General features: G+C 61.4%; 17 protein-coding genes. 7 read left to right on the top strand and 10 right to left on the bottom strand.

Going from position 1 to position 16,788, the window contains the following annotated elements:
* Window positions 1-19: 19 nt before the first annotated feature.
* The 3 genes from DXH78_RS00810 to DXH78_RS00800 form a co-directional block, all read right to left on the bottom strand.
* Window positions 20-445, bottom strand: coding sequence for an organic hydroperoxide resistance protein (locus DXH78_RS00810; RefSeq protein ID WP_115515283.1), 426 nt, complete (start codon window positions 443-445; stop codon window positions 20-22).
* 13 nt (window positions 446-458) lie between these two features.
* Window positions 459-1,262, bottom strand: coding sequence for an aspartate/glutamate racemase family protein (locus DXH78_RS00805; protein WP_115515282.1), 804 nt, complete (start codon window positions 1,260-1,262; stop codon window positions 459-461).
* Between the two features lie 382 nt (window positions 1,263-1,644).
* The gene (locus DXH78_RS00800; RefSeq protein ID WP_115515281.1) at window positions 1,645-2,472 is read right to left on the bottom strand and encodes an alpha/beta fold hydrolase; all 828 of its coding nucleotides are present in this window, start codon (window positions 2,470-2,472) and stop codon (window positions 1,645-1,647) included.
* A 191-nt stretch (window positions 2,473-2,663) separates the two neighbouring features.
* Between DXH78_RS00800 and DXH78_RS00795 the strand changes: the two genes are divergently transcribed.
* The 4 genes from DXH78_RS00795 to DXH78_RS00780 are packed head-to-tail and all read left to right on the top strand — an operon-like array spanning window position 2,664 to window position 7,386.
* A complete protein-coding gene (locus DXH78_RS00795) occupies window positions 2,664-3,824 on the top strand; it encodes an ABC transporter substrate-binding protein (protein WP_115515280.1) in 1,161 nt (386 codons plus the stop codon).
* 42 nt (window positions 3,825-3,866) lie between these two features.
* Window positions 3,867-4,910 (top strand): branched-chain amino acid ABC transporter permease, encoded by a 1,044-nt coding sequence (locus tag DXH78_RS00790; protein ID WP_115515279.1) that lies wholly within the window; start codon window positions 3,867-3,869, stop codon window positions 4,908-4,910.
* On the top strand, window positions 4,907-6,676 hold the full coding sequence (locus DXH78_RS00785; RefSeq protein WP_115515278.1) for a branched-chain amino acid ABC transporter ATP-binding protein/permease: 1,770 nt from the start codon (window positions 4,907-4,909) through the stop codon (window positions 6,674-6,676). The genes DXH78_RS00790 and DXH78_RS00785 overlap by 4 nt, the downstream gene beginning before the upstream one ends.
* Entirely contained in the window at window positions 6,676-7,386 is a 711-nt protein-coding gene (locus DXH78_RS00780; RefSeq protein WP_115515277.1) for an ABC transporter ATP-binding protein, read from the top strand. The genes DXH78_RS00785 and DXH78_RS00780 overlap by 1 nt, the downstream gene beginning before the upstream one ends.
* A gap of 100 nt (window positions 7,387-7,486) precedes the next feature.
* Here DXH78_RS00780 and eda read toward each other — a convergent pair whose 3' ends face one another.
* The 3 genes from eda to DXH78_RS00765 are packed head-to-tail and all read right to left on the bottom strand — an operon-like array spanning window position 7,487 to window position 9,439.
* Window positions 7,487-8,140 carry a bifunctional 4-hydroxy-2-oxoglutarate aldolase/2-dehydro-3-deoxy-phosphogluconate aldolase gene (gene eda / locus DXH78_RS00775; RefSeq protein ID WP_115515276.1) on the bottom strand — a complete coding sequence of 218 codons (654 nt, stop codon included), beginning with the start codon at window positions 8,138-8,140 and terminating at the stop codon, window positions 7,487-7,489.
* Window positions 8,137-8,529 (bottom strand): methylglyoxal synthase, encoded by a 393-nt coding sequence (locus DXH78_RS00770; protein WP_115515275.1) that lies wholly within the window; start codon window positions 8,527-8,529, stop codon window positions 8,137-8,139. The genes eda and DXH78_RS00770 overlap by 4 nt, the downstream gene beginning before the upstream one ends.
* A complete protein-coding gene (locus DXH78_RS00765) occupies window positions 8,522-9,439 on the bottom strand; it encodes a sugar kinase (RefSeq protein WP_283805602.1) in 918 nt (305 codons plus the stop codon). The genes DXH78_RS00770 and DXH78_RS00765 overlap by 8 nt, the downstream gene beginning before the upstream one ends.
* A 107-nt stretch (window positions 9,440-9,546) precedes the next feature.
* Here DXH78_RS00765 and DXH78_RS00760 point away from each other — a divergent pair, with 107 nt between their 5' ends.
* A complete protein-coding gene (locus DXH78_RS00760; RefSeq protein ID WP_115515273.1) occupies window positions 9,547-9,930 on the top strand; it encodes a gamma-butyrobetaine hydroxylase family protein in 384 nt (127 codons plus the stop codon).
* Between the two features lie 17 nt (window positions 9,931-9,947).
* Here the strand turns inward: DXH78_RS00760 and DXH78_RS00755 are convergent, their stop codons facing one another.
* The 4 genes from DXH78_RS00755 to DXH78_RS00740 all read right to left on the bottom strand — a co-directional run bounded on the left by DXH78_RS00755 (window position 9,948) and on the right by DXH78_RS00740 (window position 14,293).
* Window positions 9,948-10,328, bottom strand: coding sequence for a hypothetical protein (locus DXH78_RS00755; RefSeq protein ID WP_115515272.1), 381 nt, complete (start codon window positions 10,326-10,328; stop codon window positions 9,948-9,950).
* A gap of 10 nt (window positions 10,329-10,338) precedes the next feature.
* The gene (locus DXH78_RS00750) at window positions 10,339-10,683 is read right to left on the bottom strand and encodes a hypothetical protein (protein ID WP_115515271.1); all 345 of its coding nucleotides are present in this window, start codon (window positions 10,681-10,683) and stop codon (window positions 10,339-10,341) included.
* A gap of 72 nt (window positions 10,684-10,755) precedes the next feature.
* A complete protein-coding gene (locus tag DXH78_RS00745; RefSeq protein WP_168192663.1) occupies window positions 10,756-11,853 on the bottom strand; it encodes an AI-2E family transporter in 1,098 nt (365 codons plus the stop codon).
* A 106-nt stretch (window positions 11,854-11,959) separates the two neighbouring features.
* Window positions 11,960-14,293 carry a Tex family protein gene (locus DXH78_RS00740; RefSeq protein WP_115515269.1) on the bottom strand — a complete coding sequence of 778 codons (2,334 nt, stop codon included), beginning with the start codon at window positions 14,291-14,293 and terminating at the stop codon, window positions 11,960-11,962.
* Between the two features lie 289 nt (window positions 14,294-14,582).
* On the opposite strand from DXH78_RS00740, the gene DXH78_RS00735 reads away from it, so the two are divergent.
* Both DXH78_RS00735 and DXH78_RS00730 read left to right on the top strand, forming a co-directional pair.
* Window positions 14,583-15,665 (top strand): ABC transporter ATP-binding protein, encoded by a 1,083-nt coding sequence (locus DXH78_RS00735; protein ID WP_115515268.1) that lies wholly within the window; start codon window positions 14,583-14,585, stop codon window positions 15,663-15,665.
* 108 nt (window positions 15,666-15,773) lie between these two features.
* The gene (locus DXH78_RS00730; protein WP_430727463.1) at window positions 15,774-16,775 is read left to right on the top strand and encodes an ABC transporter substrate-binding protein; all 1,002 of its coding nucleotides are present in this window, start codon (window positions 15,774-15,776) and stop codon (window positions 16,773-16,775) included.
* The last annotated feature ends 13 nt before the right edge of the window (window positions 16,776-16,788 follow it).

The raw sequence follows: 16,788 nt of genomic DNA, 5'->3' as shown, positions 1-16,788 counted from the left end.
TAAGTCTTGCGGCTTTGCCTTAAACGACGGTCAGGACGACCGGCACATTGCCGCGCGTCGCATTGGAGTAGGGGCAGCGCTCGTGCGCGCCGTGGACGATCTCCTCGGCCAGCGCCTTGTCGATACCGGGCAGGGACGCCTTAAGTTCGACCGTCAAGGCATAGCCGACCGCGACGGGCCCCATTCCCACCTTTGCGGTGATAGCCGCATCGTCGGACAAGGGGACCTTCTTCTGGCGGGCAACGAGTTTGACGGCGCCCAAGAAACAAGCGGCGTAGCCGGCAGCAAAAAGCTGCTCGGGATTGGTGCCGTCGCCGCCGGGACCGCCAAGGGCTTTCGGAGGAGATAATGACACGGCAAGCAAGCCATCATTGCTGGCAGCTTTGCCGTTGCGGCCACCGGTGGCCGTGACCTCGGTCTCGTACAGGATCGTGTCGGGTGTCATGTCCGGTCCTTGCTTAAGCTTTGGATTTGTAGAGCGACTGCGATCCCTTGGCGACAAGGGACCTGAAATCCTGCCGCGCCCTGTCATTGGCCAGCGCGAAACTCGGGCCTCGACTTGGCTCGACGCCGTTGAGTTTGTGAAGCTGAACCCACATCTCTGCGGACTTCAGCGCCACGGCGGCGCAATTGACGATCGGGGCATGACCGACCTTAAAGCCGTGCTCCTCGCAGATCAGCAAGCCCGGAAGAACGCCGGCCGGTATGATCACGTCGGCACCTGCCGCGACCAGCGGTTGGGCGCAGGCGGTAAAGTCGTTCAGCATGCGTGTCTTCGCGGCCGGATCGCCATCGAATGCGGCAGCGAAGTCCGATGGCAGGCAGCCAAGTCCGGCAACCTTGACCACGCGCGCGCCCAATCCGTAGCGCTCGGCCTGTTCGAGATGCCAGACTTCGAAGGCGGGATCGAGCGTCACCAGGCCGAGGCGGCGTCCAAGTTGCGAAGCCGCGAGCAAGGTCGCTTCGCCGGTACCGACCACCGGAATCCGAAGCGCCGAGCGCAGCTCGTACAACCCTGGGTCTTGGAAGTGCCCCATCACATATGCATCGAAGCCTTCGTCTTCGGCGGCAAGGCCGTTATCGATGGCGACAATGGAGCATCGAAACTCCGCTAGGCGGCCGAAATCGCGGTCCGGAGGCGACAGACCTTCGACATGAACGCTCGTTCCTGGCGCGGCAATCCCGTTGAGATAAGCAGCTAACTTTCGCAGGTATGGTGCGTTAATCGAGGCGTCGACGAAACTCTGCCAGAAGATTTTCATAGCTGCTGCCTCTCAACCCCGCGCGGTTTCATTGCGGCGTACAGATGTGTGCCGAGAATCCGGGCCCGCTGCGATAACGGCCGGTGCCCGCCCAAGCTGCCCGCACACGCCGGCTGCCGTTTGATGCGCAGGGGATGAATTATGCTCAAGACGGTAGGCTTCTGTAAGCGCGTTGACGTCGTCCAAAAATTATTTTAGATATAAAGGAATTTCGAGTATGTGGCAACGGGCGAAATCGGTAGACGTAAAAGCGATGCCGTATCGGGTGGGAAATAACAAAGTCCCGGAAAGAGGTCGCGCCGCACGGTGGGCCGCTGCGAGCGGTCTCGTTATCGACTCCCACTGTGGCGACGTTGCCGCATTTGGCCGGTATCGCCCGAGTTCATTTCGGCTTGTTCTGCAGGCCGATAAAATCGCCGACGATTTGCGCGAACGTCTCGGGCATCTGGTCGGGAAACGGCACCATCGCCTCGGACACTTCACGCAGTACGCTGCCGGCAATTGCCGCCGCGACCCGGCCGGCCGCAGGATAGGCATGCGGATCGCGGCAAGGCGCGATGACGAGCGTCGGGCATCGTACGAGGCCGATACGCTCTTCCATGACATAGCGATTGACGACTCGGTGGCCTTCGGCGGCCATCGGACCGGCGCGCAAGGCATCACGAACGTAACGTGTGAGCAGATCGGTATCGCCTTCGGGATAGAGCGGCTGTCGCCGCTTCCAGAACTCATACACATGCGAGCCGTCGACCTGAACGTCGACGTCGTCCACAGTCTTCTTGTGGCCCGCATTTTGCCTTCTAGCCAGATCGACGAAGGGACACGCGGACAGGACGAGGGCGTTGACGCGCTCGGGGCTGTGTGCGGCAATTTCCAGGGCGATGGCTGCTCCGGTATGATGACCGATGATGGCTGCAGTGCCGATATTAAGGGCATCGAGAACGGCGAGAGCCGTTCTTGCCCAGATTTCGATGGACGGTTGATGCGTGTGCAGATTTCCGGAGTCGCCGAAACCGGGCGTATCCATCGCGATTGCGCGATGGGACCGGCCGAGCAGCGGCAGCACATCGCGATACTCGTCCCAGGATCGGGGCGTTTGATGCAGCAGCAGTACGGGAGCGCCGTTACCGGCGCAGGCGAGATGAATGCGCGCGAAGTCCGTGTCGACATAGGTGACTTGAGTTTGCGACGTGACTTGCGGGGGCTGCATTAGTCTTTCCTTGGAAGCGCGCGCGACTGTCGCGGACATATTTGACGAAATGCGATGTGCTTGATGACGAAGAGGACGATGAAGTCGGATACGAGAATATGACGAGCCGGCGAAAAGTACAGGATAAGAAATCGCGAACGTGAATTCGACGCGGGCCGCCATGGCCCGCATTATCAGGGGAGCAGTAACAAATGCGATCTTTCAAGCAGCTACTGACCGCGTCGGCCGCCGTGCTGGCCTTGGCAACCTCCGCGCAGGCGGAAATCCGGATTGGCTTCGTGACGTCGCTGAGCGGCGTGGCGTCGTCCATCGGTATTCCGTATGGCAAGGGCATCAACGCTGCGTACGAGTATCGCAGCGAAATCAGCGGCGAAAAGATCAAGCTGATCCAGCTCGACGACGGCTCCGATCCGTCGGCTGCGACCCGCAATGCGCGCAAGTTGATCGAGGAAGATAAAGTCGACGTGCTCATCGGCACGGCCACCGTTCCCTCGACAATGGCGATGGCCGCCGTTGCCAAGGAGTTGAAGGTTCCATTCGTCGCGCTTTCGCCTGTGCAGCCGAACGCGGTGCTTCCGGCTGGCTCCGAGCAGTGGATCATCACTGTTCCGCAGCCGCCGACCCTTCTGGTCAGCGTCGTCGCCGACCGCATCGCGCGCGATGGCGTGAAGAACCTCGGCTATATCGGTTATTCCGACGCCTGGGGCGACCTCGTCTACGGCGGGGCGACCGCCGCGGAAGCGAACGGAAAGTTCAAAGTCACCAGTAACGAGCGCTTTGCGCGTACCGACACGTCGGTGACCGGCCAAATTCTCAAGGTCATGTCCAGCAAGCCGGATGGCGTGCTCATCGGTGCCTCGGGTACGCAGGGTGCTCTGCCGCCGCTGACGCTCGGTGAGCGCGGTTACAAAGGCAAGATCTACGGCACCGTGCCGCTGGTGAACCCGGACTTCGTGCGCGTCGGTGGCAAGGCAGTGGAAGGAATCGAAGTTTCGGCTGGCCCGATCGTGGTTGCCGAACAGCTGCCTGACGGTCACTTTGCCAAGAAGATCGGTCTGGCATTCCGTGCGGCCTACGAGAAGGCCAACGGCGCGACGACAACCGACGTGTTCTCTGCCTACTCGTTCGACGGCTGGCTGCTGACCGCGAACGCGGCCGAGCAGGTGCTGAAGACCACCAAGCCGGGTACGCCTGAGTTTCGCAAGGCGTTGATGGACGCGCTGATGAACACCAAGGAATTGGCGGGCACTCACGCGGTCTACAACTTCAAGCCCGGTGCCGTGTATGGCGTCGACAATCGCTCGCTTGTCATCGTCAAGCTGGTCAATGGCAAGTGGACGTACGCGCCCTGATCCGGGGATCTGTGTACCGCCGCGCAAAGGAAGCGCTATAACATGACGTCGGAAATCGCGGCGATACTGGGGATAGATGGCATCGCAACCGGTGCCATCTATATTCTGGTCGCAATCGGCACCGTTCTGATCTTTACGGTCACGCGGGTCATCTTCATTCCGTTCGGCGACATCGCCGCCTTCACGGCGCTGACGCTGGCGGCCCTCGATGCCGGTCAAGTACCCGGCACAGTGGGGCTCGTTGTCGTGTTGGCGTGTATTGCCGCGGCGATGGAGGTGTTCAGCCTCGTCAGGAAACAGGAACTGCGACAGATTCCAGTGGCGCTCGTGTATTATCTGGCGTTGCCGCTCGTCATCGTGCTGGCGGTTTGGGTGCTGGTTCCGCTCGCGCCCCCGCTGCCCGTGCGCATAGCGATGGCGCTTCTGCTCATTATGCCGATTTCGCCGCTGCTCGATCGCATCGTCTTTCGGCCGGTTGCTGACGGCACTGTGCTTCTTCTGCTCATTATCTCGGTCGCCCTGCATTTCGCGCTGGTCGGGTTGGGGCTTCTGTTCTTCGGCCCGGAAGGCGTGCGCACCGAACCGCTCACGTCCATGAGCGTTCACATCGGGGATCTCATGATTTCGGGCCAGAACATTCTGATTCTGGCCGCTGCGATCATCTTCAGCGGTGCGTTGCTGCTATTCTTCGACTTCACCTTGATCGGCAAGGCGCTGCGCGCCACGGCGATCAATCGAACCGGCGCACGACTGATGGGCATTCGACCGACCCGCGCCGGCACCGTGGCTTATCTGTTGGGTTCGCTGATGGCCGGCGTTTCCGGAATCCTGATCGCGCCGGTCAATACCATCTTCTACGATTCAGGCTTTCTGCTGGGCCTCAAGGCGTTCGTCGGTGCGATTATCGGCGGCCTTGCCAGTTATCCAGGCACGGCGATCGGCGCCTTGTTTGTCGGCGTTCTGGAAAGTTTCGCGTCCTTCTACGACAGCGCGTACAAGGACGTCATCGTCTTCTCGCTTCTCATCCCGATCCTTCTGTGGCGATCATTTACCGTGATCCACTCCGAGGAAGAGTCTGAAGAATGAAGAAATCTCAGATTTACCTCATTGCGTTAGCCGCGGTGCTTTGCGTTGCTGCAGCTCCTTTCGTGCTGAGCGCATTCAGCCTGACGCTATTGAATTTTATCGGCATCTATTCGCTCGTCGCGATCGGTCTGGTGCTGGTCACCGGCGTGACCGGAATCGTTTCGTTCGGGCAGGCGGCATTTGTCGGCATAGCAGCCTACGCGACGGCGTGGACGACGGCCTTGAACGGCTACTCGCCCTGGCTTGGCTTGATTCTCGGCGTGATCCTGACCTGTTCCGTCGCCGGGCTGCTCGGCCTTGCCACGTTGCGACTGAAGGGGCATTTCCTGTCGCTGAGCACGATCGCCTGGGGCCTTGCGATTGCCTATCTGTTCGGCAACGTTCCCTGGCTCGGACAGCACAACGGCATTTCGTCGGTGCCGCCGATTTCGATCGGCTCTGTCAAACTGATGGAAAGCTGGCAGATCTACTATTTAATCTGGGCGTTCGTCGTGGCTGCGGTTGTTCTGGCTTACAATCTTCTCAATTCGCGCGTCGGTCGGGCCATGCGTACCTTGCGCGGCGGCGACACACTGGTTGAAAGCCTCGGTGTCAATGCGTTCCGTATCAAGCTCATCAGTTTCATCGTGGCGGCGCTTCCTGCCGCCGTCTCCGGCTGGCTCTATGCTCACTTAAGCCGTTTCGTGAGCCCCGTACCGTTCGAGGCGGGTATGAGCATCGAGTATCTGATGATGGCCATGATCGGCGGTCACGGCAGCATCATCGGCGCGATTGTGGGCGCATCTTTTGTAACCCTGTTGAAAAACTCGATTCAAGATTATCTGCCCTTGCTGGTAAAAGGCGCCTCCGGTCAGCTTGAAATCGTGGCATTTGCCGCTTTGTTCATCTTGTTCCTGCAGCGCGCGCGTCAGGGCGTCGTGCCTTATGTGCGCCGGTACCTGCCGAGGCCCATACCGGTGACGCCACCGAAGGCGGCAGAATTGCCACGGCGTATCCAACCCGCTCCGGGTACGGTGCTGCTAGACGCGTCTCAGGTCGAGCGCCGGTTCGGCGGTCTCGTTGCCGTCAATCAGGTGAGCTTCGATGTGCGGGCGGGCGAGATTCTGGGCCTGATCGGGCCGAATGGGGCCGGCAAGACCACCATGTTCAACCTGTTGACGGGTGCCTTGAAGCTGAGCGCCGGCGAGATCTCGTTTGCCGGGAAGTCCGTTAACGGACGTCGTCAGTACCAGATTGCGCAGTCAGGCGTTGCCCGGACGTTCCAGCACGTGAAGCTGCGGCCGCAAATGACGCTGATCGAGAATGTCATGCTCGGCACTTATCCGCGCACAAAAACCGGTTTTTTCCGCGGCGCGTTCAAGCTTAATTCCGCCGAGGAGTCCAGCGCGTATCATGAGGCGCTGTTTCAGCTTCGGCGAGTTGGCCTCGGCGACAAGCCCTATGAACTCGCCGGGAACCTTTCGCTGGGCAGCCAGCGAGTGCTCGAGATTGCCCGGGCGCTTGCCGCCGATCCCATTCTTCTCGTCCTTGACGAACCCGCGGCCGGTTTGCGCCGCCAGGAGAAGCAGCAACTTGCCGAATTGCTGCGCTCCCTGCGGTCCGAAAATCTGACCATTCTGCTCGTCGAACATGACATGGAGTTCGTCATGGGGTTGGTCGATCGCATCGTCGTCATGGATTTTGGTTCGAAGATTTGCGAAGGCGTGCCGAAGGACGTTCGCAATGATGCGCGGGTTCAGGAAGCCTATCTCGGGGCGGTGGCCTAATGTCGATACTGTCGGTTCAGGGCGTCAGCGTCTCATACGATAAGGTCGAGGCGGTCCGCGATGTTTCGCTGTCCATCGAAGAGGGGCGCATCGTAACCGTCATTGGCCCGAACGGGGCCGGTAAGACCACGCTGATGCTGGCCATCATTGGACTGCTGCGCTCGAAGGGCACTATCTACTACCGCGGCGAGTCGCTCAGCCGTTTCGATGTCGAGGATCGCGTAGGGCGCGGCCTGTGTCTGGTGCCGGAACGTCGCGAGCTGTTTCACGACATGTCGGTTTTCGACAATCTGCTTTTGGGTGGCTACGGCCTGCGCGATCGTTCGCGGCTGAAATCGAACATGGAGAAAGTGTTCGACCGCTTTCCGCGCCTGCGAGAGCGCCGCAAACAACTCGCCGGTACTTTGTCCGGCGGCGAGCGCCAGATGCTGGCGCTGGGCCGCGCGCTGATGAGCGACCCCAAACTGTTGCTACTGGACGAGCCGAGTCTTGGCCTAGCGCCCTTGATCGTGCGGGAGATCTTTAAGGTGATTGGCTCGTTGCGCGAGGCGGGCGTTTCCATCTTGCTTGTTGAACAGAACGCGCGCGCGGCACTTGAAACGGCGGACTACGGTTACGTGCTTGAGACGGGCGAAATCGTTCAGTCGGGGCCTGCGGCCGATCTCATTCGCGACGACAAGTTGATCGAGACCTATCTCGGCGGCCGCTGAGTTTGCTTCACTGCGTGCGCGGCTCGAGGCTATTCGCGTGTCTGCACGCCACGACTGTAGAGCAACAGTCGATTGATCTCGACGGCGAGGGGCCCAGGCGTTACGGACGAGCGGAGCGCAACCGGCTCGCCGTGTTGGCGCAGCTTTCGATGGCGTCCCAGGCGCCATCATTGACCGCCGACGGCGGTGCGATCCAGGAGCCGCCGACCGCAATCACTTTCGGATGGGCCAGCCATTCGGCCGCGTTGGTTTCTCCAATGCCGCCGGTCGGGCAGTAGGTGACCGAGGGAAAGGGGCCGGCCAATGAGCTCAGCGCTGCAATGCCGCCGGCGGGCACCGCGGGAAAGAACTTCACCACATCGAAACCAGCATTGACGCAGGCCATCAGTTCGGACGCGGTCTGGATGCCGGGTACGTAGGGAAGATCACCAGCCGCAGCGGCCCGCAGCAGATCGGGCGAGCAGCCCGGGCTGACGGCGAAGGCTGCGCCGATCTGTTTGGCGCGGTCGAGATCGGCCGGTGTCAGAACAGTGCCGAGGCCGACGATGGCGTCAGGCACTTCGGCGATGATTGTCTTGGCCGCATCCATCGCGGCATCGGTGCGTAACGTGATTTCAATGGCGCGCAGGCCGCCGCGCACCAGTGCGCGCGCCAGAGGAACGGCGTCCGACGCCCTGTCGATGGTAATGACCGGGATGACCGGCGCCAGCGCCAGCAACGCCCTGGCATCCTTCGATGACGTGTTGACGCTCATCGTTCGGCCTCCGGTATCAGGCTCAATAGGACAGTATCAGCAGTCGTTCGGTTCAAGGCAAAGAGAATGTTGCTAAGTACAGCAACACGGACCAGCGCCTTGACGTCGACGTCGTGCGGGTGTGCCGACAGGGGATCGATAAAGAAGACAAGTGCATCGACTTTGCCTTCAACGATGCGCGCACCAATCTGCTGGTCGCCACCCAACGGGCCGCTGAGCAGCCGCTCGACCTTGAGCGAAGGGCAGCGCGTCATCAATTGTAGGCCTGTATTGCCGGTCGCGACAAGCTCGCAGCGCGCAAGCCTCGCTTCATGCGCGTGCGCCCAATCGGCCATATCGCGCTTTCTGGCATCATGTGCGATCAGGGCGATCCTGAGCTTGTCAGCCATTGGGGCGTCCGCTTTTTTTCAGCAGGGCACGGACCTTCTCCGCGGTCGGAATTGGCGTTACGGCGCCATAGCCTTCGGTGGAGAGCGCGGCGGCCGCGGCGGCGTAATGGCCAGCTTGTTCGATGTCATCGCCGGCGACGAGGCGAGCAACAAAGGCGCCGCCAAAAGTATCGCCGGCGCCAGTCGCGTCCACGACACGGCACGGGTAAGGCGCGATGCGGACGTGCCGATGGTGGTCCGCGATGAGTGTGCCGTCGGCGCCGAGTTTGAGCGCCACAATTCTGGCGCCGGTATTGAGGCAGCGATCAACGATGCGGTCGGGATCCTTGAGGTCCGACAATTGAATGATGTCGTCGTAGCTCGGCAGGCAGATATCGGCGAGCGACAGCACATCCCAGATCGTCGCCCGGGCGCGGCCTAGTGGCCACAGCTTGCGTCGCAGATTGGTATCGAACGACACCGTGACGCCGGAGGCACGTGCGTGCTCGATTGCGCGGTAGCAGGCATCGCAGGCAGAGGTGGAGATGCCGAGCGAAATGCCGGACAAGTGCAGCACCTTGGCCTGAGCGATGGCGTCGAGCGGCAGGTCGGCTGCGCGATACCGGCTCGCCGCCGAGCCGCTGCGACAGAAATCGAACTGATGGCCGTTCGCACCATGGCTGACAAAATAAACGCCTGTGGGGGCATCCGGATCGGTGCGGACGTGGCTGTCGTCGACGCCTTCGCTGGTCCAGAGCTGGCGCAGCAGCGTTGCATTGGTGTCAGCGCCGATCGCCGAGATGTAGCCGACGCGACCGCCCTGGCGTGCTGCCGCAACGGCGAAGTTGGACGAGTCGCCGCCACAGCCCCGCAAAAAGACGTCGCCGCCGCCCTCGCGGGTCTGATTGAATTCAACCATGGGCTCACCCATGGACAAGATATCGATCCGTTCCCCCATGCCCCGTCCGGCTCCGGCTGCGCCCGTCGCTTATACAACAGCAATTGTGCATTGGCACGCGGCCCATTAGAAGAACATCCATGAACGCATCGACCGACATCTGGCCGACCGAGCTCCGGCTGCACAAGGACCGCAGGACGCTGTCCGTCACTTTCGAGGACGGCGCGCGCTTCGACCTGCCAGCCGAATATCTGCGCGTCAGCAGCCCGAGTGCGGAGGTGCAGGGCCACTCTCCGGATGAACGCAAGACGGTGCCTGGCAAGCGCAACGTCGAGATCATCGAGGTCCTGCAGGTCGGAAATTATGCAGTGCGGCTGGTGTTCGACGACATGCACTCGACCGGTATCTTCGGCTGGACATATCTCTATGGCCTCGGCAGCGATCATACCGCCAACTGGCAGGCATATCTCGACGAGCTGGCCTCTCAGAACATGTCACGCGACCCGCCCTCGCGGCGGGCTTAGGCGTTACAGGGTCGACCTTAAAGGATGCCCTTGCCGGACTTGCGCGCCAGCGTGTAGCCGAGCATTACTGCCTCGACCAGCATGGCGATCTGCATGTTGCGGGGCGATGACAATAGACCGGTGGCGCCGCTCGATGCGCCTTGCTGTGTCAGCGCGCGATTGCGCGTCGTGTAGAACACGGTGAAAGCGATCAGGCCGGCGACGGCGTAGATACCTGCCATGATGAGTCGGGCGTAGAGCGGTCCGTACTGGGCGGCAAGTGCCAGCGACGCCGCAGAGTTCACATAATAAAGCGCGACGAGTACGCAGGCGCCGATCAGTGCGAGCAAGATCGCGCGCCGCACATAGCGCGCGACTAACCCACTGACGGCGCCTTCAGCGATGTCGGTAAGGCGCATGGCCGGCTCGCTAGCGCCGCGCCACGCCGAACAGAAAGCCGATACCAGCCGCGATCGCCAACATGGTGAATGGACGGGTCTCGACTTCGCTGACAATCTTCTTGACGGCGTCGCCGCCGAGCTCGGTTGCTTTGTCGACAACGTTGTCCGAGACGGACTGGGCATTATCACGCACGCGGCCCATGATGCCAGCCAGCGCGTCGTTCACGAAATCGGAAATCTCGCCGGCACCGCCAGCGACCTCGCTCTTGGCCGTGCCGCCAAGGCGTTGCAGACGCTTCTCAAGATCTGACATCAAATCCTTGATGGCTTCGATCTCGTCGGCGGTCGAGGCAGTTTTACTGCGCGTGGACATGATTTCCCTCGGGACTGAATACATGGACTGCTGGCCTAACGCGCGCCGCGCGCGCTGGTTCCATCGGCCCACCTATCCCGGTAGTGCGGGGGCATGTTTGGGGAAAAGATGGCTGATTGCGGAGAGCCCCACAATGAGCAGCGGCACGGCGAGAAAGGCGCCGGCGGGACCCCACAACCAGGTCCAAAACACCAGCGCCAGAAATACGATCAGCGGCGACAGCGTCAGCCGCCGGCCCATGATGCTCGGCGTGATGAAGTGGCCTTCGAGCGTGGTGAACGCGAGGTAAAGCGCCGGCGCGACCAGGGCATGGGTCAGGGTCGGAAAGGTGACGAGACCGACAGCGAACAGTATCAATTCCATAATCAAGGCGCCGAGATACGGAATGAAATTCAGAATCATTGCCAGAACGCCCCAGGCCAGCGCGTTCGGCAGACCCACGGCAAACGCGATTGTCGCCGCCGCGACGCCGACGGCAAAATTGATTATGGCAACGACGCTCAGGTAGCTGGTTAGTTGATGCTCGATATCATTCCAGATCCTGAGCGTGCGCAGGCGAGATTCGTGACCCTTAAACCCAACCACCAGCGCCCGACGGAGCCGCAAACGGCCGAGCAGCACGAAAAACAACGTACCAAAGAAGATGATGGTCTGCCCAAAGGCCGGGGTGGCGAATGAAAAAATAGGCTGCACGAAATTCATCAGGTCGATGCCGAGACCTTTGTCGCGTTCTCCCGGCGAGATGACGTTACGCAAGTCCTGCAGTGCAGACCAAGGGCGATCAAGGAAGTGGAGGCGCTCCCTAATGACACGGCCGATTTCCGGCGCCTGGCCGAGCCAGTCGATTACAGGCGTCGACAGCAGCACGATCACGCCGTAGCAGGTGAGGACGACAAGCGCCCACAACACCACGGCGCTCAACACGGACGGGATGCCGGCGCGGTCGGCGCGCGTGGCCAATGGTCCAAGCATCATGCCGATCACAATGGCAAAGGTCGCGGGTAGCAATACGGGTCGCGCCAGATCGAGCGCGGCGATAAAGACGATGACAAAGATACCACAGATCGCAACTTGCGAAGGTAAGGCCCATCGGCCGGGATCGCCAGCTTCTACCGGTGCCGCCAAGACGCCCCGCTGAGCCGTCTCCCGATCGGTTGTTTTAATGTCCAAGAAGGGCCCCCGGGATTGGCAGAAATCTGCACGTACCGGTCCTTCAGGGACCGGTATTCCGAGCGGAACAACGTGCGACCGGTGCTTTTGGTTGCACGATGGTGAGCTAGCGGCGCGGCGTATTCTTCTCCGCGGCGCGGCGCATTGCTTCGGCCAGGGCGCCGCCGCCGGAGGGCTCCGGAGGCTTGCGGGCGTTGAAGGTCCGCATTGCCTTGTCGCTGCGTTCGGAGGGCTTGGTCCCTTGTGATCGCGCCGCGCCGGCTTCGTCATCCAACCGGAGGCTGAGCGCGATGCGCTTGCGGCCAACATCAACCTCCAGCACCTTTACGCGCACGATGTCGCCGGGCTTCACCACCTCCCGCGGGTCCTTGATGAAGGTCTTCGACATCGCCGAGATGTGGACCAGCCCGTCCTGATGGACGCCGATATCGACGAAGGCGCCGAAGGCAGCAACGTTGGTCACAGCGCCTTCGAGGATCATGCCGGGCTTGAGGTCTTTGAGCGTCTCGACCCCTTCCTTGAACTCCGCCGCCTTGAAAGCGGGGCGCGGGTCGCGACCGGGCTTTTCCAGTTCGCGCAGAATGTCGGTCACGGTCGGCAGACCGAAGGTGTCGTCGGTGTAGTCCTTGGGCGCAAGCTTGCGTAGTTCGGCGGTGTTGCCAATTAGCACTTGGATGTTGCTCTTGGTGGCGGCGAGTATGCGGCGCACAACGGGATAAGATTCCGGATGCACGCCGGATGCGTCAATCGGATCGTCGCCATTGCGAATGCGCAGGAAGCCGGCGCACTGCTCGAAGGCCTTGGCGCCCAGCCGCGGCACATCGAGCAGCCCCTTGCGCGAGCGGAACGGTCCGTTGCTGTTGCGGTGGGTAACGATGTTGTCGGCGAGCGTCGCGCCGATGCCGGCGACGCGGGCGAGTAGGGGGCCTGACGCGGTGTTGAGATCGACACCGACGGCGTTCACGCAGTCCTCGACCACGGCATCGAGCGCGCGCGCCAGTTTGTGTTGGCTAAGATCGTGCTGATACTGGCCGACACCGATCGACTTTGGATCGATCTTGACCAGTTCGGCGAGCGGGTCCTGCAGCCGGCGTGCGATCGAGACAGCGCCGCGCAAGGTCACATCGAGGCTCGGCAATTCCTGCGAGGCGAATTCGGAGGCGGAATAGACCGAGGCACCGGCTTCCGACACCACGATCTTGGACAGTTTACGCTCCGGTCCAAGCAATTTGACGAGCTCACTCGCCAGTTTGTCGGTCTCGCGCGAGGCGGTGCCATTGCCGATGGCGATCAGTTCGACGTTGTGCGTGACCGCGAGCTTGCCGAGGATGGCGAGAGCCTCGTTCCACTGCCGCTGCGGTTCGTGGGGGTAGATGACGCTGGTCGCAACGACTTGTCCGGTGGCGTCGACCACGGCGACTTTGACGCCGGTGCGATAGCCTGGATCGAGGCCGAGCGTGGCACGCGGGCCGGCGGGCGCGGCCAGCAGCAGATCGCGCAAATTGGCGGCGAAGACGCGCACAGCTTCTTCCTCGGCGGCGTTCCATAGCCGCAGGCGCAGATCTATGTTCATGTGGGCGCGGATTTTGGTGCGCCAAGCCCACCGGACGGTCTCAAGGAGCCAACGATCCGCCGGCCGGCCACGGTCCGAGACGTTGAAGCGGTGCATGATCTTGAGCTCATAGGCGTTCGGCACGCCGGCCGCTGTCGGCACGGGTTCGTCCTCAAACTGCAGGCTCAGAACATCCTCTTTCTCGCCGCGGAACAGCGCCAGGATGCGGTGCGAAGGAAGCTTGGTGAACGACTCAGCGTAGTCGAAATAATCGGCGAATTTCGCGCCCGCTTCGGCCTTGCCGTCGCGCAGCTTCGACACGAGGCGCCCTTGCGTCCACAAAGCCTCGCGGAGCGCGCCAAGGAGGTCGGCGTCCTCGCCAAACCGCTCGACCAGAATGGAGCGCGCGCCGTCAAGTGCTGCGGCGACGTCGGCGACCTGCCTGTCGGCATTGACGTAGGACACTGCGGCCGCCTGCGGATCGGTCTGCGGCTCCGCCAGCAGCAGGTCGGCCAGCGGTTCGAGCCCGGCCTCCTTGGCGATTTCGGCCTTGGTGCGCCGCTTGGGCTTGTAGGGGAGATAGATGTCCTCGAGTCGGCCCTTGTTGTCGGCCGCGAGGATCTGGGCTTCGAGCGTGGCATCGAGCTTGCCCTGCTCGCGTACCGATTTGAGGATGGCCTCGCGGCGTTCGTCGAGTTCGCGCAGATATTTGAGGCGCTCATCGAGTGTGCGGAGTTGCGCATCGTCGAGCCCGCCGGTCGCTTCCTTGCGGTAGCGCGCCACGAACGGAACCGTAGCGCCGCCGTCGAGCAGTTCGACCGTCGCCTGAACCTGTTCGACGCGGACGGAGAGTTCGGTGGCGATGCGGCGGAAGATCTGTTCGGACATGGATGACTCGGCAGGACGATTCAGCGGGCGGTGCTTATCGCCCCCGGCGCGAACTTGGGCAACCCAAGTTGCGCGGGCCTGTGGAGAGTGCAGACGCGCATTGCACCGCCGCGATTTTGTGCATTGCCGCTGCCGTCCCGGCCGCGCCGAGTGCTGCCGCCATAAGTCTCGATCCGTCTGCTATGCCGTTGCAAAAAACGTAAGTTGATTGACATACTTTACTATGCTATTTTTAATACCTATGCTTGGCGAATAAGCCGGCCGTGGGGCGGACTTTTAAAGGTCGCGTGTGCAGGACACGATTGTCAGCTTTGTCGGCGTAACCAAAACCTACGACGGCCAGACTGTGGTCGTGGACGATCTCAATCTGCAGGTCGCGCGCGGTGAATTCCTGACGCTGCTTGGCTCGTCCGGGTCCGGCAAAACCACGTCCTTGATGATGGTGGCAGGGTTCGAAGTCCCCACCTCCGGAGAAATTCTTCTGGACGGGCGGCCGGTGACCCGTGTGCCACCGTACAAGCGCAACCTCGGCGTGGTCTTCCAGAATTACGCCTTGTTCCCGCACATGACCGTAGGTCAGAACCTCGCGTTCCCGCTCGAAGCGCGCAAGCTTCCCAAAGCCGACATCGCGAGAAAGATCGAGCGAACGCTCGATGTGGTCCGGCTGAAGGGCTACGCCGATCGCAAGGTGACGCAGCTTTCCGGTGGCCAGCAACAGCGCATTGCGCTGGCGCGGGCGTTGATCTTTGACCCCTCGCTCGTCGTCATGGATGAGCCTCTCGCGGCGCTCGACCGTCAGCTTCGTGAGGCGTTGCAGTACGAGATCAAGCGCATCCACAAAGAGCTTGGCATCAGCGTAATTTATGTGACCCACGATCAGGGCGAGGCGTTGACAATGTCCGATCGAATCGCCGTGATGGAAAAGGGACGTGTCGAGCAGGTGGCAGCGCCGTCGGACCTCTACGAGCAGCCGGCAACCGCATTTGTGGCCGGCTTTGTCGGCGAGAACAACATGTTCAAGGCCAGGGTCATCTCGGCGCAAGATGGCGGCTGCGTTCTTGGTGCCGCCTGGGGTGAAGTGCGGGCATTGAGCGTCGATGTTGCCGGCGACGGCGATGCGGTTTGTTCAGTCCGTCCTGAACGCATTCTGATCGAGCCGAATTCTGCCGATGTTGAGAATATCGTCGACGTTCAGATCCAGGACGTCGTCTATCTTGGGGACCAAGCACGGATTCATATGCGAGCCGCGAACGACGCCGCGCTGGTCGCGAAAGTCCCCAATAATTTCGACATGCGCAAATTGGCTGTTGATGAACGACTGAAGATCGGGTGGCGCGCGGCAGATTGTCGGGCGTTCAAGGCACTGCATTGATTCCGTCGTGGCTCGCCGCGCCGGTGATCAGGTTTGAAATCTCGTAAGTCGGGCAACAGGAGGGTAATCATGAAAGTTCAACTTCTGCACGGATTGCTTGGTGCCGCTATGACCGTAGCGGTCGCGTCTGGCGCGTCCGCCAGGGATTTGACAGTCGTTTCCTGGGGTGGAGCGGTGCAGAAGGCGCAAAGCGTGGCGGCTTTCGAACCGTTCGCCGCTTCGTCGAAAGTGCCGCTCAAGGAGACGTCATGGGAGGGCGGCATCGGCATCATTCGCGCCAAGGTTCAAGGCGGGAACGCTGATTGGGACGTTGTCGAAGTCGAATCGGACGAACTTGCACTTGGCTGCGAAGAGAACCTCTACGAAAAGCTGGACTGGTCCAAGATCGGCGGAAAGGACATTTATTTTCCGGAGGCCGTTCACGATTGCGGCGTGGGAGCTCTGCTGTACAGCTTCGTCCTCGCTTACGACCCGCAGAAGCTGTCTACGCCTCCGAAGAGCTGGACCGATTTCTACGACTTGCAGAAGTATCCAGGCAAACGTGGGTTGCGGTCCGGTCCCAAGTTGACGCTTGAAACGGCGTTGATGGCCGACGGCGTCGCCCCCAAGGATGTCTACAAGGTGCTGGGCACGGAGGAGGGCGTTAACCGCGCTTTCAAGAAACTCGATACGATCAAGTCGAGCATCATCTGGTGGCAGACGGGGCAGAAGCCTGTCGAGCTGCTGGCGTCCGGAGAAGTCGCGATGACAGGCGTCTTCAACGGCCGCATTACGGCAGCGAAGAAGGCCGGTAAGGCATTCGCCATGAGCTGGAATCAGAGCATGTTCACCTGGGACAGCTGGGTGATCCTGAAGGGTTCGCCGAACAAAGACGCCGCCTACAAGTTGCTCGCCTTTATGGCGGACGCATCGCGGCAGGCTCATCAGATGACCATGCTCGCCAATGGCACGTCCACGAAACAGAGCATCGCGATGACCCCGAAGGACATCGCGGCAGATCTCCCGTCGGCGCCTGACAATTCCGCTCACGCATTCGAGGTGAGCGCGACGTTCTGGCTCGACAACTTCGACAAACTGAGCGACCGCTTCACCAAATGGGTCGCCCAGTAACGTTCCTGCACCT

It is taken from the genome of Undibacter mobilis (assembly GCF_003367195.1).
Classification (GTDB): domain Bacteria; phylum Pseudomonadota; class Alphaproteobacteria; order Rhizobiales; family Xanthobacteraceae; genus Pseudolabrys; species Pseudolabrys mobilis.
This window is presented reverse-complemented; position numbering and strand designations above follow the sequence as displayed.